This window comes from Salinimicrobium oceani (assembly GCF_012037645.1).
In genome coordinates this window covers 494,178-508,799 of sequence record NZ_JAAVJR010000002.1, presented here as the reverse complement: position 1 = coordinate 508,799, position 14,622 = coordinate 494,178, and the positions used below count along the sequence as shown (strand labels likewise).

The 14,622-nt window shown below is 45.2% G+C and carries 14 protein-coding genes; 12 read left to right on the top strand and 2 right to left on the bottom strand.

From position 1 onward, the window contains the following. Positions 1-293: 293 nt before the first annotated feature. The 12 genes from HC175_RS23840 to HC175_RS05790 all read left to right on the top strand — a co-directional run bounded on the left by HC175_RS23840 (position 294) and on the right by HC175_RS05790 (position 12,576). Positions 294-458, top strand: coding sequence for a hypothetical protein (locus tag HC175_RS23840; RefSeq protein WP_209309929.1), 165 nt, complete (start codon positions 294-296; stop codon positions 456-458). 524 nt (positions 459-982) lie between these two features. Then, a complete protein-coding gene (locus tag HC175_RS05840; protein WP_168137530.1) occupies positions 983-2,299 on the top strand; it encodes a TolC family protein in 1,317 nt (438 codons plus the stop codon). Positions 2,300-2,630: 331 nt separating this feature from the next. Then, on the top strand, positions 2,631-3,713 hold the full coding sequence (locus HC175_RS05835; protein ID WP_168137529.1) for an efflux RND transporter periplasmic adaptor subunit: 1,083 nt from the start codon (positions 2,631-2,633) through the stop codon (positions 3,711-3,713). A gap of 113 nt (positions 3,714-3,826) precedes the next feature. Beyond that, positions 3,827-7,075: an efflux RND transporter permease subunit gene (locus HC175_RS05830; RefSeq protein ID WP_168137528.1), complete on the top strand. Its 3,249-nt coding sequence runs from the start codon at positions 3,827-3,829 to the stop codon at positions 7,073-7,075. A 585-nt stretch (positions 7,076-7,660) separates the two neighbouring features. After that, positions 7,661-7,966 (top strand): hypothetical protein, encoded by a 306-nt coding sequence (locus HC175_RS05825; RefSeq protein WP_168137527.1) that lies wholly within the window; start codon positions 7,661-7,663, stop codon positions 7,964-7,966. 42 nt (positions 7,967-8,008) lie between these two features. After that, complete coding sequence (locus HC175_RS05820; RefSeq protein WP_168137526.1) at positions 8,009-8,230, top strand: YgaP family membrane protein; 222 nt, start codon at positions 8,009-8,011, stop codon at positions 8,228-8,230. Positions 8,231-8,437: 207 nt separating this feature from the next. After that, entirely contained in the window at positions 8,438-8,707 is a 270-nt protein-coding gene (locus HC175_RS05815) for a hypothetical protein (RefSeq protein WP_209309928.1), read from the top strand. A gap of 71 nt (positions 8,708-8,778) precedes the next feature. After that, the gene (locus HC175_RS05810) at positions 8,779-9,177 is read left to right on the top strand and encodes a hypothetical protein (RefSeq protein WP_168137524.1); all 399 of its coding nucleotides are present in this window, start codon (positions 8,779-8,781) and stop codon (positions 9,175-9,177) included. Between the two features lie 84 nt (positions 9,178-9,261). After that, the gene (locus tag HC175_RS05805; protein ID WP_168137523.1) at positions 9,262-9,963 is read left to right on the top strand and encodes a CPBP family intramembrane glutamic endopeptidase; all 702 of its coding nucleotides are present in this window, start codon (positions 9,262-9,264) and stop codon (positions 9,961-9,963) included. A gap of 137 nt (positions 9,964-10,100) precedes the next feature. Then, a complete protein-coding gene (locus HC175_RS05800) occupies positions 10,101-11,141 on the top strand; it encodes a serine hydrolase domain-containing protein (RefSeq protein ID WP_168137522.1) in 1,041 nt (346 codons plus the stop codon). A 235-nt stretch (positions 11,142-11,376) separates the two neighbouring features. Next, positions 11,377-11,580 carry a dodecin family protein gene (locus HC175_RS05795; protein WP_168137521.1) on the top strand — a complete coding sequence of 68 codons (204 nt, stop codon included), beginning with the start codon at positions 11,377-11,379 and terminating at the stop codon, positions 11,578-11,580. A 150-nt stretch (positions 11,581-11,730) separates the two neighbouring features. Continuing rightward, positions 11,731-12,576: a mechanosensitive ion channel family protein gene (locus HC175_RS05790; protein ID WP_168137520.1), complete on the top strand. Its 846-nt coding sequence runs from the start codon at positions 11,731-11,733 to the stop codon at positions 12,574-12,576. Between the two features lie 107 nt (positions 12,577-12,683). Here HC175_RS05790 and tsaB read toward each other — a convergent pair whose 3' ends face one another. Then, positions 12,684-13,340, bottom strand: coding sequence for a tRNA (adenosine(37)-N6)-threonylcarbamoyltransferase complex dimerization subunit type 1 TsaB (gene tsaB, locus HC175_RS05785; RefSeq protein ID WP_317172097.1), 657 nt, complete (start codon positions 13,338-13,340; stop codon positions 12,684-12,686). A gap of 16 nt (positions 13,341-13,356) precedes the next feature. Beyond that, positions 13,357-14,619, bottom strand: a complete 1,263-nt coding sequence (locus HC175_RS05780; RefSeq protein WP_168137519.1) for an efflux RND transporter periplasmic adaptor subunit — start codon at positions 14,617-14,619, stop codon at positions 13,357-13,359. Positions 14,620-14,622: the final 3 nt, after the last annotated feature.

Below are 14,622 nucleotides of genomic sequence, written 5' to 3'. Positions count from 1 at the left end.
GAAAAAGAATCCTGAAGAATTCATTAGTTATTGGTCAACCCTCAGACCAGAAGAAAGACCAGTAATTACTATTTTTGATAATGAAAATTAATATGTAAAACCGGTCAACACTAATCAGGGAAGTTCATTTCCTTTCAGATTTCCCGCAAAGCCCGCAAAGTTTGCCTGCAAAGGCCGCAAATCGTTTGTCATTTCGACAGAGCCTTTTCTTTTGAGAAAAAGAAGAGGCGATGAGAAATCTCTAATGGAAGCTCTCACAAAGGCATAAAGCCAAAAAATAAGAGCACGAAGAAATGGTGTTCCAATTGGAATTTGGAGCTTTTAATTTGGAATTTCCTTTCAGGTTTCTCGCAAAGGCCGCAAAGCTCAACCGCAAAGCCCGCGAATCATTTGTCATTTCGACAGAGCCTTTTCTTTTGAGAAAAAGAAGAGGCGACGAGAAATCTCATGATCTGTAATGGAAGCTCTCACAAAGTTCACAAAGCCAAAAAATAAGAGCACGAAGAAATTGTGTTCCAATTAAAATTTGGTGCTTATAATTTGGAATTTCCTTTCAGGTTTCTCACAAAGGCCGCAAAGGCCGCAAATCATTTGTCATTTCGACAGAGCCTTTTCTTTTGAGAAAAAGAAGAGGCGACGAGAAATCTCTAATGGAAGCTCTCACAAAGGTCACAAAGCTAAAAAATAAGAGCACGAAGCAATTGGATTCCAATTTGGAATTTGGCGCTTGTAATTTGGAATTTCCTTTCAGGTTTCTCGCAAAGCCCGCAAAGTTTATCCGCAAAGGCCGCAAAGAAATTCTTCCCACTGATTATTTAACGGTACTAATTAAAAGATTTCACGCAGATCACGCCTTCTTCCGGTTTCCAGTAAATAGGTGCCATCATTTTACTTCTGTTACAAATGCTACACTTGTAGGTAACAAAAGTTACTGACCACCGCCTTCTCTAAAGGTATTTTTGCTTCATCAAATATTAAATAGATGAAGAGAACAAGAACCTTATTCTTTATTCCCGTATTGTTTTTCGGCTTGCTTTTACAGGCACAGGAGACAGTTACCATTGGGAAAAAAGAAGTCCAGGAACGGGTACAAGAGAATAACAGTCAGCTAAAGATCTCCCAACAGGAGTTCCTGGCAGCCCGTGCACAGTACCGGCAGTCTAACGCGGTCTTTTTACCCAACATAAGTGTCTCCCACACCGGGATGACCACCAATAACCCCCTCATGGCCTTTGGTTCCAGACTGAACCAGGAGAGAGTTACCCAGGCCGATTTTGATCCGGCACGGCTCAATGACCCCGACCGTATCGACAATTTCGCTACCAAAGTGGAAGTGCAGCAACCGCTTATCAATCTTGACGGCTTCTGGCAGCGTGGCGCTGCGAAGAACAAGATGGAAGCTACAGAGCTGCAGCGCCTACGCACCGGGGACGCCATGAAACTTGAAACCGAGAAAGCCTATATGCAGTTGCAGCTTGCCCATAAAGCGGTGACCGTACTGGAGCAGGCACTGGAAACAGCGCAGGCCAACCTGAGACTGGCCGAAAACAATTTTAAGCAGGGATACCTGCAGCGCTCGGATGTGCTGGCGGTGGAAGTCCGAGTGACCGAGGTGAACAATCAGCTGCAGTACGCCAGGAGCAACGTGAAGAATGCGAGTGATTACCTCATGTTCCTTATGGGCGATTCCATTGACGTGGTGCTGGTTCCAAAGGATTCCTTAACAGTGGAAATGAACCCTGTAACGACTTCTGAACTTCCCGAAGACCGTGCCGACATCCAAGCCATGGAACTGGCAACCGAGGCGCGCAAGAAAATGTATACAGCCTCAAAAATGACATTTTTGCCACGCCTTAATGCCTTTGGAAGCTATGAGCTCTATGACGACGAGCTCTTCCAGGGAGATGCCAACGGATACATGGCCGGAGTCGCCTTGTCCTGGAACATATTTGACGGAAGCAAACGTATTGGAGAAACCCAACAGTCAAGAGCTGAATATAAACAGGCTCAGCTGGAACTGGAACAACACGTACAACAGAGTCAGATGGAATTGAACCGCGCCACCCGTGCTTTACAGGATGCAGAGAACAAACTGCAGCTCACCCAACTGGCCCTGGAACAATCCAAAGAAGCCCTGCGAATTCGGAGCAACCGATATGAACAGGGCCTCGAAAAAACAACAGATCTCTTAGGCGCCGAAACACAATTTTCTGAAAAACGACTGGAGTATTACCAGACAGTGTATGAATATAATTATGCAGTGGCGTACCTGGAGTTTTTAACGGAAAGTACAGAATAGTGGAAAGTGGAGAGAGGACAGGAAAAATTCCAAGCACCAAATTCCAAATTCCAGTTATAACGAATGTCACGCTGAGCCCGACCGCAACAGCGGGAGGAGGGTCGAAGCGCTGCTGAAATCGAATTTAAATGTGAACCCCAAATGCCCTTCTCCCCCTTTAGGGGGCGGGGGGAAAAAGGGAGTGAAGAGTACAAAGACCTCTCGACGAGCCTGTCCTGAGCGACAGCCGAAGGGCTCGAGGTGACAGCGAAGAAGAATTCTAAATCCTGAACCTTGAATTTTGAATTAAAAAAACTTTGAACATTAAACTTTAAACCTTGAACCAATAGAGATGAAAAAAACGATATACACAATAGCATTAGCTTCCCTGGGATTATTCGCTACGAGCTGTGGCAGCGATGATAAAAAACAGGCTGCGAATTACGGGCCGGTAGTGCCCGTGCAGGTGGAAACACCATCGGGGGCGGGAGACCGTTTTCTCACTGCCAGCGGACAGATCGAAGCGGTGAACAGCGCCACCCTCAGCACCCGCATGATGGGCTTTGTAGATGATATCCACGTGAACGTGGGAGACAAAGTGAGCAAAGGTCAGTTATTGGTTTCCATCAATAACAGCGACCTACAGGCAAAACGCGCCCAGGTAAACGCGGGAATCACCGAAGCTGAAGCCGCTTTTAACAACGCCCAGAAAGATTACGAACGTTTCAAAGCACTTTTCGAAGAGCAGTCGGCTTCCCAGAAAGAGATGGACGACCAGACCGCGCGTTTCGAAATGGCCCAGGCCAGACTGGAAGCTGCCAGACAAATGAGAAATGAAGTGAACTCCCAGTTCGCTTATGTAAACATACGTGCTCCCTTTAGCGGAGTGATCACCAACAAATTTGCCGAGGAAGGTACCATGGCCAATCCGGGTCAGCCGCTTTTAGCCGTTGAGGCACCGGGGAATTTTGAGGTGACTGCGAGAGTTCCGGAATCAAGTATTTCCAAGATTGAAACCGGAACTAATGTCGATGTGATCGTAAAATCTGTTGATGAGACCGTTCCGGGAACCGTTGCCGAAGTAAGTACTTCGGCCAGTAACACCGGCGGACAATATTTGGTAAAAGTGGCTCTTGAAGATACCGAAGCCGATTTGAAATCGGGCATGTATGCCACGGTGAGGTTTCCGGTAGAGAAGCAGGAAAACACTGCCGAAGCGGTAATGATCCCCACAGAGGCTATCGTTACCCGCGGAGATTTAAAAGGAGTTTATACCGTGAGTCAGCAGAATACCGCGATGCTGAGATGGCTGAGACTGGGAAGGACTTACGGAAACCGTGTAGAAGTCCTTAGCGGACTCAACCCTGATGAGGCCTATATAGTTTCGGCAGACGGAAAATTGTTCAACGGAGCAAAAGTTAGTGTAAAGGAGTAAAACCCGCGTGAGGGATAGAGGCAGCTACCGTGTAGCGCCGAAAGCCCGACCCGTAGGGTCACGCCCACCTTCGCAAAAGCTATGGTGGACTAACCCAAACAACTATTAAAAATATGAAAGAAGGATTAGCAGGCAAGATTGCCAAAGGCTTTATAAATTCGAAATTGACGGTGTTGCTCATGATCGTGTTCATGATCGTGGGGGTATACGCGTCGTTTTTAATTCCCCGCGAGGAAGAGCCGCAGATCGACGTGCCCATGGCCGACATTTTTGTAGGCTATCCGGGTGCCAGCCCTACCGAGGTGGAACAGCGCATCATAAAACCCCTTGAAAAGATGGTTTCCAACATTCCGGGTGTGGAGTATGTCTACTCTACCTCCATGGAGGAACAGGGGATGTTGATCGTGCAGTTCTACGTGGGCGAGGATATTGAACGTTCGTATGTGAAGCTCTACAACGAGCTCATGAAGAACATGGACCAGTTCCCGCCAAATGTTACTCAGCCGCTGGTGAAGACGCGGGCTATTGACGATGTTCCGGTGCTGGGGCTCACCCTGTGGAGCGAAAATTATGATGATTACCAGCTGCGGCAAATGGCCAACGAGCTGCGCCACGAGATCGAAAAGGTTGAGGATGTTTCTATTGTGAACACCATTGGTGGCCGTGACAGGCAGCTGCGCGTGGTGCTCGACAAGGACAGGATGGCTGCCAGCGGAGTGGATATGCTAGGTGTTTCTGAAAAGATAAAGGCATCGAATCAGCAGCTTTCCTCCGGAAGTTTTGATCGCAACGACAGCGAAGTTCTGGTTAGCTCCGGAAGCTTTTTGGAATCCCCTCAGGATGTGGAGAACCTCATCGTGGGAGTGAATAACGGGCAACCGGTGTACCTGAATCAAATTGCAACGGTACAGGACGGGCCTGAAATTTCTAAATCCTATGTGAATTTTGGATATGGGCAGGCAATAGGTGCTTCGGAATATCCCGGGGAATATCCTGCGGTAACCTTATCTGTAGCAAAACGCAAGGGAGCCGATGCGATGAAGATCGCCGATGTGATCCTTGAAAAAGTTGAACACCTGCAAACAAACCTAATTCCTGAAGATGTGCATTTGGAAGTGACCCGTAACTACGGGGAAACTGCTTCGCACAAAGTAGGCGAATTATTGTTACACCTTATTGGTGCGATCATAGCAGTAACGCTTGTTGTGATGCTGGCCATGGGCTGGCGAGGCGGACTGGTAGTATTCCTTTCGGTACCTATTACCTTTGCCCTTACCCTGTTGAGCTATTATATGCTGGATTACACCCTGAACAGGATCACCTTATTTGCCCTGGTTTTCGTAACCGGTATCGTGGTGGATGACTCGATCATTATCGCCGAGAACATGCACCGGCACTTTAAGATGAAGCGCCTGCCATTCAAACAGGCTGCACTATATGCCATCAACGAGGTAGGAAACCCAACTATCCTTGCAACTTTTACGGTAATTGCATCTGTACTGCCGATGGCTTTCGTAAGCGGATTGATGGGACCTTATATGAGCCCGATGCCTATTGGAGCTTCTATAGCGATGATCCTGTCCCTGTTCGTAGCACTGACCATTACTCCATACCTCGGATTCATCTTTTTACGGGAAAAGGAGAAGAAAGGAAAGCCGGTAAAAGAGGCTGAAAAAGGAATTGAAGATTCCATGATCTACCGCGTTTATAAACGCTTTGAAGAGCCGCTTATTGACAATTCGAAGATCCGTTGGGGATTCCTTGGCCTTACCGCCATACTTCTCCTGGGTTCTGTAGCCTTGTTCTTTACGGAAGATGTAGCCGTAAAAATGTTGCCTTTTGATAATAAGAACGAATTCCAGGTGGTGATTGACATGCCTGAAGGAACAACTTTAGAGAGAACAGCCGTAGTGACCAAAGAGATAGGTCAATACCTAAGCGGAAGCGAACAGGTAGTGAATTACCAGACTTACATTGGAACCTCTGCTCCTATCACCTTCAACGGCCTCGTACGTCACTACGACCTGAGAGGCGCAAGCAACACTGCCGACATTCAGGTGAACCTGCTTCCTAAAGGAGACCGAAGCCTGCAGAGTCATGACATCGCGAAACTGCTGCGCCCGGATATTCAGGCGATAGGAGATAAATACGGTGCCAACATTAAGCTGGTGGAAGTTCCGCCGGGACCTCCGGTGTTATCTACCATAGTCGCAGAAGTCTACGGACCCGATTATGAAACGCAGATCGCACTTGCTGACAGTATCCAGACTATCCTTCACAACACCGAAGATGTGGTGGATATAGACTGGATGGTGGAAGCCGATCAAAAAGAGTACGAGTTCGAGATCGATAAGGAAAAGGCGATGCTTAATGGCATAGCTCCCCAACAGATCGTTTATACCCTGAACAGTGCGATGGGAGAAAGAGCCATTACGCAGCTCTATGATGAAGAAGCTACCCAACGAGTTGGAATCGTGCTGACTTTAGATGAAGAGGAAAAATCCTCTGTTCAGGATATTATGCAGATTAATATCGCTTCCCAGCAGGGACAAATGATCCCTATTGCCGATCTGGTAACGCCAAACGAGGTGATAAGGGACAAGAGCATCTATCGCAAGAATCAGAAGCGCGTGGTATATGTATTGGCCGATATGGCGGGAGAACTGGAGAGTCCGGTATATGCTATCCTGGGAATGGAAGAAAAACTGAAGGAGATCGACATGCCTGCCGGTTATGAGATCAGTGACCTTTATATGGGTCAGCCGCAGTATGAAGATGACTATACCGTGAAATGGGATGGAGAATGGCAGATCACCCTGGAAGTATTCCGTGACCTTGGGATCGCATTTTTGGGAGTCATCGTGATCATTTACATCCTTATCGTGGGATGGTTCCAGAACTTTAAAGCTCCAATCGTGATGATGGTAGCCATTCCGCTATCGCTGATAGGAATCGTACTGGGCCACTGGATCATGGGCGCCTTCTTTACCGCCACCTCCTTTATTGGTATGATCGCGCTGGCCGGAATCATGGTGCGGAATTCGGTGCTGCTCATTGACTTCGTAAACCTGAGACTTGAAGACGGTATTCCGTTGAAACAGGCGGTGATCGAAGCCGGGGCCGTAAGGACCACTCCTATCCTGTTAACTGCCGGTACGGTAGTGATCGGAGGCTTCGTGATCCTGTTCGACCCAATTTTCCAGGGACTTGCTATCTCGCTGATGGGAGGAACGATAGTTTCCACCTTCCTTACCCTCCTGGTAGTGCCATTGGTGTACTACATGATAGAAAGAAAGAAGTATGAGGACAGGGAGGAGAAACCGGAGGTTGTGGAAGAAAAAGAACCGGTTGAAGTGGAATAGTTGCCTGTTGCCTGTTGCGGGTTGCGGGTTGCCTGTTGCCTGTTGCCTGTTGCGGGTTGCGGGTTGCTTGTCCGCCGAAGCTTTAGTGAAGGAGGGCGGGTTGCCGGTTACCAGTTGCGAGTTGCGAGTTGCGCGTCCTGACCCGAATGTCACACTGAGCCAGCGACCTCAGGGGGCGACGGTCGAAGTGGTTTCGGGAACGAACTAAATTTTGAACAATAAATGCCCCTTCTCCCCCTTCAGGGGGACGGGGGTTAAAACGGAAGTTGCGGGTTGCAAGTTGTGAGTTGAACTTTCCGCTTTGCCCCAGCCCTACAGGGAGGCGGAAAGTGGCGGCAACAATGAAAGAACAATATGAGGTACTAAACATGTGGTGGAGTTTCTTTTTTGTAAGTGTAGTGCTCCCCCGGCGTTAAAAATTTTTGAAGCCTTGGAGAAAATTTAGCCGGGGGAGCACGGTTCCAATTTGCGGGAGCAAAATTGGAAACACCTATCAAAAAAGTGTCCTTTTTTTGGTTCGTTTTTTTGGACAAGCAAAAAAATGAACAAACATGATAATAGCACTAAACAATAATCGTAGACAAGATGAAATTACTAATAGTTACCAGCGTAGTAGCCTTCCAAAAAGACGTACTAAAGCTGTTCAAAAAAGCAAATATTGAAGCCTTCAGCTCCTCGGAGATCGATGGCTATATGAACGGAAATAACCTGGTTGCCACGCAAAGTTGGTTTCCCGGGGAAAAAGGAGGTAACGAATCCTCCATGTTCTTCTCGTTCACAGATGAAGACAAGATCAGCAGTTTCTTCAGCACTGTGCGCGAATTCAATAATAAACTGGAGACCAACAATCCTATAAGGGCGGTAGTGGTCCCCATAGAACAATCTATTTGACAATGAACAATAATCAATTAACCAATAACAAATAACAAAGTCATGCTAAATCGAGTTATACGCGGCATCGCCGGAGCATTTATTCTTATTAGTCTGCTGCTGGCAGTTTATGTAAATATCAACTGGCTTTGGTTTACAGCTTTTGTTGGTGTGAACCTGCTACAGTCATCTCTTACGAAATGGTGTTTGATGGAAGACATTTTGAAGAAATTCGGGATTAATAATGAAAAAAAAGAACTAAAGGAATCCCCTTCCGAGGCATAAAATATTTTCAGAATACAGCTAAAATTTCCGGAACATGACGAATTGCATGTTTCGGGAATCGGCGGTTTTATACATTTATCTGGAAAATCCTTTCTGAATTAAAGATAAATGCAACAGATGAGAATAGCTTTTTTAATATTGGTCGTGCTACATGGGCTAATCCATTTTTTAGGATTTTTCAAAGGTTTTGGATTAGCAGAAAAAAAAGTGCTCTGTCTCCCAATTTCCAAATCCGTAGGCCTTTTATGGCTGGTAACGGGATCTATTTTTTTGACCTACGGCATTTCCTGGTGGTCCGCCTATAAGTTCAGCTGGCTGCTTGCATTTGTAGCGGTTACAGTTTCACAAGTCCTTGTTACACGCAACTGGAGAGATGCCAAAGCAGCAACTATTCCCAATTTGGTAATTCTGGCTGTAGCCGTAGCTTCTGTCCCTTCAGAAATACCTTTCAAAAATGGCATTTTTCAGTATCTTTAAAAAACATTGTTCTCTGGGGAACTTGAAAAAGCTTCCGCACAAGCATAATGCCTCAGCATCAAATCAAAACCGTGAAAAGAACAGCATGCTATATTCTGCTCCTGAATCTCCTCATAGGCTGCTTAGCTTCTAACAGCAGTATTCCGGCAGAACAACTGATGGGCAGGTGGTTCTGGACCGAATCTTCAGGTGGTATCGCCGGCACCACTCAAACACCAAAAACTTCCGAAGAAACAGTCATCCTTGAAATTAACAGCAGTTCCATTAAACGTTATGTCAACGGAAGGCTGGAATCTACACGGAATTACACCCTTGAAATAAGGGAAAGCCTCATCTATGGCGATTCGAGAGAGATGATCATTTACGAAAACGGCATGCGGGAAATGTTCTCAGTTTCTCCTGGCGAGCTGTTTCTCACCGGTGACTGCTATGATTGCTTTCAATCCAGATATGAGCGAGATGAGAATTGATCATATAATCGAGGTACCTCCATACCATAAAAATTTTCCGCAGCAGGAGCTAAACCTGGTGAATCTGCAAAAAATTAATCTTGAATGGCAGGAATAATTGCAGAACTTCTCATTTCGTGGCTGCTCCTTTGGGGCGTTGAAAAGAAAAGCCTCTTGGCACTGGGCCTCTTTCCCGTTGGAAAAAGAGCAGCACAGCTCCTGTCTGGCTTTTTTCTCGCTGCGCTACTGTGTTTGGCATTGCAGGTTCTGGAAAAATTTATCTCCGCCTCCAACTGGGTTTTCAATCCGCACGCGACTCCGGCCTACATCTTTAGCATGTTTTACTGGGATCTGAAATCAGTACTTTTTGAGGAACTCATTTTTCGTGGTGCAATATTGTATATTCTTTTAAGGCGTCTGGGAAACAGAAAAGGAATATTAATCTCGGCTATTGCTTTTGGGATCTATCACTGGTTTTCCTTCGGAATTTTCGGAAATCTCGTGCCCATGTTGGTCATCTTTATTGGTACCGGACTTATGGGATACGCTTTAGCCCATGCTTTCTCCAGGACCGGCTCCATTGCCTTGCCCATTGGCCTGCATCTAGGTTGGAATTTCACACTGAACACTATTTTCTCCCGAGGTCCGCTTGGCGATGGCCTCCTGCTGGTAAAAAACGGACAGTTACTTTCCGATTATTTTTCGTTAATAGGTTTATGGCTGGTTCCCCTGGTAGTTTTAACCTGCGTTTATTTCTTCCCTGCAGAACAAATCTCAACAGAAAAATGTGATAAGATTACTTTTTAAGGGATCACCTGCTTGGGTCTCAAAAATGGCATTTTTACTTACCTTTAACTTGTATTTGCCGAAAATTCCCGGTGGAACCTCAGCCCAGGTAATCTTAATGTTTGCCGTCAGGTTTCCCTGGCCTCATCCTTAAGAGCATGTCAAAAAGACGTTTTAAACAGATCCTTCGCATTGTACTGCCTGTTGCAACATTAATTTCGCTGTTTTTTGTGCCCTGGGTCCTGCTTTGGGCCTGGATCTCACCTCTCCCCGATACTGTACAGGAACAAATGAATAAAGGGATTGCTCTTGGGTTTGACGGGATGATCGTTTATGTGGAAAAGCAGGGAAAGGCCCCCGAATATTACGCTGCAGGATTAAAAAACAAGGAGGACAGTATTCCGGCGAGTCCGCACTCTCTGTTCAAAATTGCCAGTATTGGCAAGCTTTACGATGCAGTTGCCATTGCAAAACTGGTTAATGATCAACGCCTGTCGCTGGATAAAAACCTTGCTGAATATTTTCCTCTCCTTGTTGGCAGGATCGCAAATGCTGAAGAAATCACCTTAAGAATGCTGGTGCAGCATCAAAGCGGGATCCCGAACTTTACTAACACTCCGAATTTCTGGACAGATCTTCCAAAAGATAATGAAGATGCCCTGCAACGCGTTTTAGATATGCCGGCCAATTTTGAACCGGGATCTGACTACGAATATTCTAACACAAATTACCTTTTGATCCAAAAAATCATTGAGCAGGAATTGGGCTATAGCGAATTTCAGTATATCGAGGAAGAGATCTTAACGCCCCTTGGTTTGAAGAACACCTACAGCTCTATTCATGATGTGGCGATGGAAGATGTAATGAGCGGGTACTATGTTGGCGTGGAGGAAGACATCAAATCTGTAGATTACGGATCCATGCTAGCAACTGCCGAAGATGTCGGCAAGTTTCTGCGCGCTTTGAATGACGGCTCTCTGTTCCAGGAAAACGAACTCGATATCTATAGATCCCTCTATAAGTTTGAGCATACCGGCTTGATTCCGGGATATCAGAGCATTGCCAGGTACCATCCCGATATTGACACTGTTGTCATTCAATTTGTCAATACCACCAATTTTGACGGATACCACTGGCAGCTTTCAGAAATAATCTACAACAAGATCGTTAAGATCCTGAAAAGAAATTCTTCAGATTAAAGCCGCTTCAGAATTTTACCACCGGGAATGCGGCGCTACTGTAGTCACCTCATATAAACTTTACTGGCATTTGTCATTTTTGAGACCTTATGTTCATTCTTTTGTTTTTCCACTGGTAGATTCAGCTTAGGTTTTCAGAATAAAGATCAGGTTTAACAGTTTCTTACATTTTGCAGCCTTCAGAATTTTGTAAATTGATAATCAACCAATTACACAAATTTAAAAATTAGGAACTATGGCAGTAATGAAAGTTTTGGAGCTCATGGCCAATTCTAAAGAGAGCTGGGAAGAAGCCGTTAAGAATGCTGTGAAAACAGCGGCTAAATCTGTAAAGAATATTCGGTCGGTCTATGTAAAAGACCAGACTGCAAACGTGGAAGGAGATAGCATTACAGACTACCGGGTGATCGTGAAGATCACTTTTGAAGTAGAAGCCTGAAACAGGCAATTTAATTAGTTAATAAAGCTCTCTTAGGAGGGCTTTATTATTTTGAGTTGACAGTTACCTGCGGGTTTCACTTTATTTTAACACTTATTACTCGTCATAAAAATGCTTATTCCTTCACCTTTGTGGGAAATTACTATCTCCATGGAGGAAATCTATAATGTTAAAGACATTTCTGAAGAATATTTACAGCAATTTCTGGGCTTTCTACCCGATCTTTTGGGAGCCATTGTTTGGCTGCTTGTGGGCTGGTGGCTCATTAAACTGATCATTGGTTACCTGAGGAAATTCTTCAACAAAAGAAATCACGATCCCGCTCTTATCAAGTTTCTTCTAAACCTCGCAAACGGAGTTCTCGTTGTACTCCTTCTTATTAGTGTTGTGGGCATGCTGGGTATAGAAACAACTTCCTTTATTGCCATTTTAGGGGCAGCAGGTCTGGCCATTGGTCTGGCGTTGCAAGGTTCTCTATCGAATTTCGCTGGGGGAGTTTTGATCCTTTTGCTAAAGCCATTTAAACTGGGTGACTGGATAGAGGTAAATGGAATTTCGGGTAGTGTGAAGGACATTTCAATGTTCTATACTAAGCTCAACACCTTCGGAAATCAACTGGCAATTATTCCTAACGGTGAGCTGTCTAATGAGAACATCATAAACTATTCGGCCGAAGATAAAAGGAGAGACGCCATTACCATTGGTATTTCATACGAAAGCAACATCAAATTGGCCAAAGATACGCTAATGGGTCTGCTTAAGGAACAGGAAAATATTCTTGAAGATCCTGCCCCGGCTGTAGTGGTAACAGAGCTGGCCGATAGTGCGGTGAATCTCTCGGTGAGATTCTGGGCTAAGAACGATGTTTTCTGGGATTGTCACTGGTACACCATTGAAGAGGCCAAAACACGCCTGGAAGCCGCAGGAATTTCCATTCCGTTTCCTCAACGAGATGTACATTTTTTCAACCACTCTAAGGAAGAGATCAAGAGTTAGAAAGTTCCTTACATTTTAATAAGCTCCTGAATTCTGAAGCGGATGTCAATACCTTTTGCTGCGGAAGCAGGGAGCCGGCATTCAAGATGAGAGGCGCTAAAACGAGGCTAACTTGCTACGAAATCCTTTAGATAATAGGGTTCGAAATAGGCAACGTCCACAAATTTCTTTTTCTGAAATTTCTCCTCGGCCAAAGCGACCATTTGTGCAGCCGAAGGTAATTTGCCTTCAATAAAAGTGGCATTCTCGTGCTTACAGATGTTCCTGAATTTCTCAACGCCACTGCCAATAAAACTGACTGCAGCATTCTCCAGATATTCCGAAAAGGAATTTTCGGTAAGGATCTCTGCCCGAGTGTCAAATACCCTCCTGTAATCTGAATTGAAGCCGGTAGTATAAACCTCCATGCGACGGGCATCCAAAAGTGGGATAATGAAGCCTTCTTTTTCCTGCTTCACCTGTAAAGCCAGGGTTTTGAGCGTAGGCACAGCAATAAGTGGCAGATCTAGCGCGAAACAAAGACCTTTTGCTGCAGAAACTCCTATTCTTAAACCTGTATAGGAACCCGGGCCTTTACTAACCGCAACAGCCGATAGTTCTTGCGGTTTAAGCCCGTTCTCCTTCAGGATCTCGTCGATGAAAAGATGAAGCCTTTCGGCATGAGAATAACTGCTGCTGTAATCTTCTTTTAAAGCCAGCAGTTTTCCTTTATTTCCTATGCTTACCGAACAATTGGTGGTAGCTGTTTCTATGCATAATATCACCGGCGCAAGTTAAGAATTATTCCTTTTCGTTCTTCACCTCAACCTTGTCTCCAGGTTTTAAAAGTTTCGTAACGGTGTTGTATGGCCCGGTAATTACAGTTTCTCCTTCTTCAAGACCTTCCTTTATCTCAATATTAGCATCATCCTGTATTCCTGTTTTTACCACTCGCTGCTTTGCTTCATCTCCTTCTTTTACATATACTGTCTCAAAAAGTTGATTTGCAGCCAGCTTTTCTGGTGCCTTCTTTGCAGTACTTGCAGCGGTATCTGTCTTTACAACCACCGCACTAATTGGTATGGCAATAACGCCATCCTTGCGGTTGGTAATGATATCTACAGTTGCTGTCATGCCAGGACGAAATGGAGAATAGCTCGCAGGCTTTCCTTCCAGTAAATGCTGGTAAGAATCCTTAAGTATCCTCACCTTTACTTTAAAATTGGTCACCTGGTCGGCAGTGGCAGTGGCATTAGCAGAATTTGAGATCTCTGTTACGAGACCTTTGAATTCCTGTTTTAAATAAGCGTCAACCTCTACAATCGTGGAATCTCCTATGGAAACTTTTACAATGTCATTTTCATTCACGTCTACTTCCACTTCCATATCAGAAAGATCGGCTACACGCATGATCTCGGTACCTGCCATTTGCTGTGTACCTACTACCCGCTCCCCAAGCTCTGCCGAAAGGGAAGATATAGTCCCCGACATAGGGGCATAGATATTTGTACGGCCCAGACTTTCCTGCGCTTCATTCACACTGGCCTCGGCACTTCTCACACTGTAAAACGCAGCCTGTCTGTTCGCTTTTGCAACTTCATAGGCCGAAACTATCCTGTCCCATTCTGCCTTTGAAATTATTCCTTTCTCAAAAAGAGTTCGATTGCGTTCATAATTTGATTCGGCTTCTCTAAGTGATGCCTCAGCTTGTGATAAGCCAGATCTCACATTTTGAAGTCCGGCGCGAGATCGTTCCAGGTTGGAAAGATATATCTCTGGATTCACTCTCACCAGCAGATCTCCTTTTTCCACCTGCTGCCCTTCAACAACAGGGAGTTCAATGATCTCTCCTGAAACTTCTGAAGATAATTTCACCTCAACCTCTGGCTGAATCTTTCCAGTTGCTGAAACTTTTTCAATGACATCCTGCTTTTTTACTTCTGTAATTTCTACTTCCTTGAAATTACCTGATTTTCCAAACCAACCGGCTTTTTTTCCAACCACAAGAAGTACGATAAGTACAATGGCAATTCCGGCTATAATAAAAATAGTTTTTTTCTTCATTTC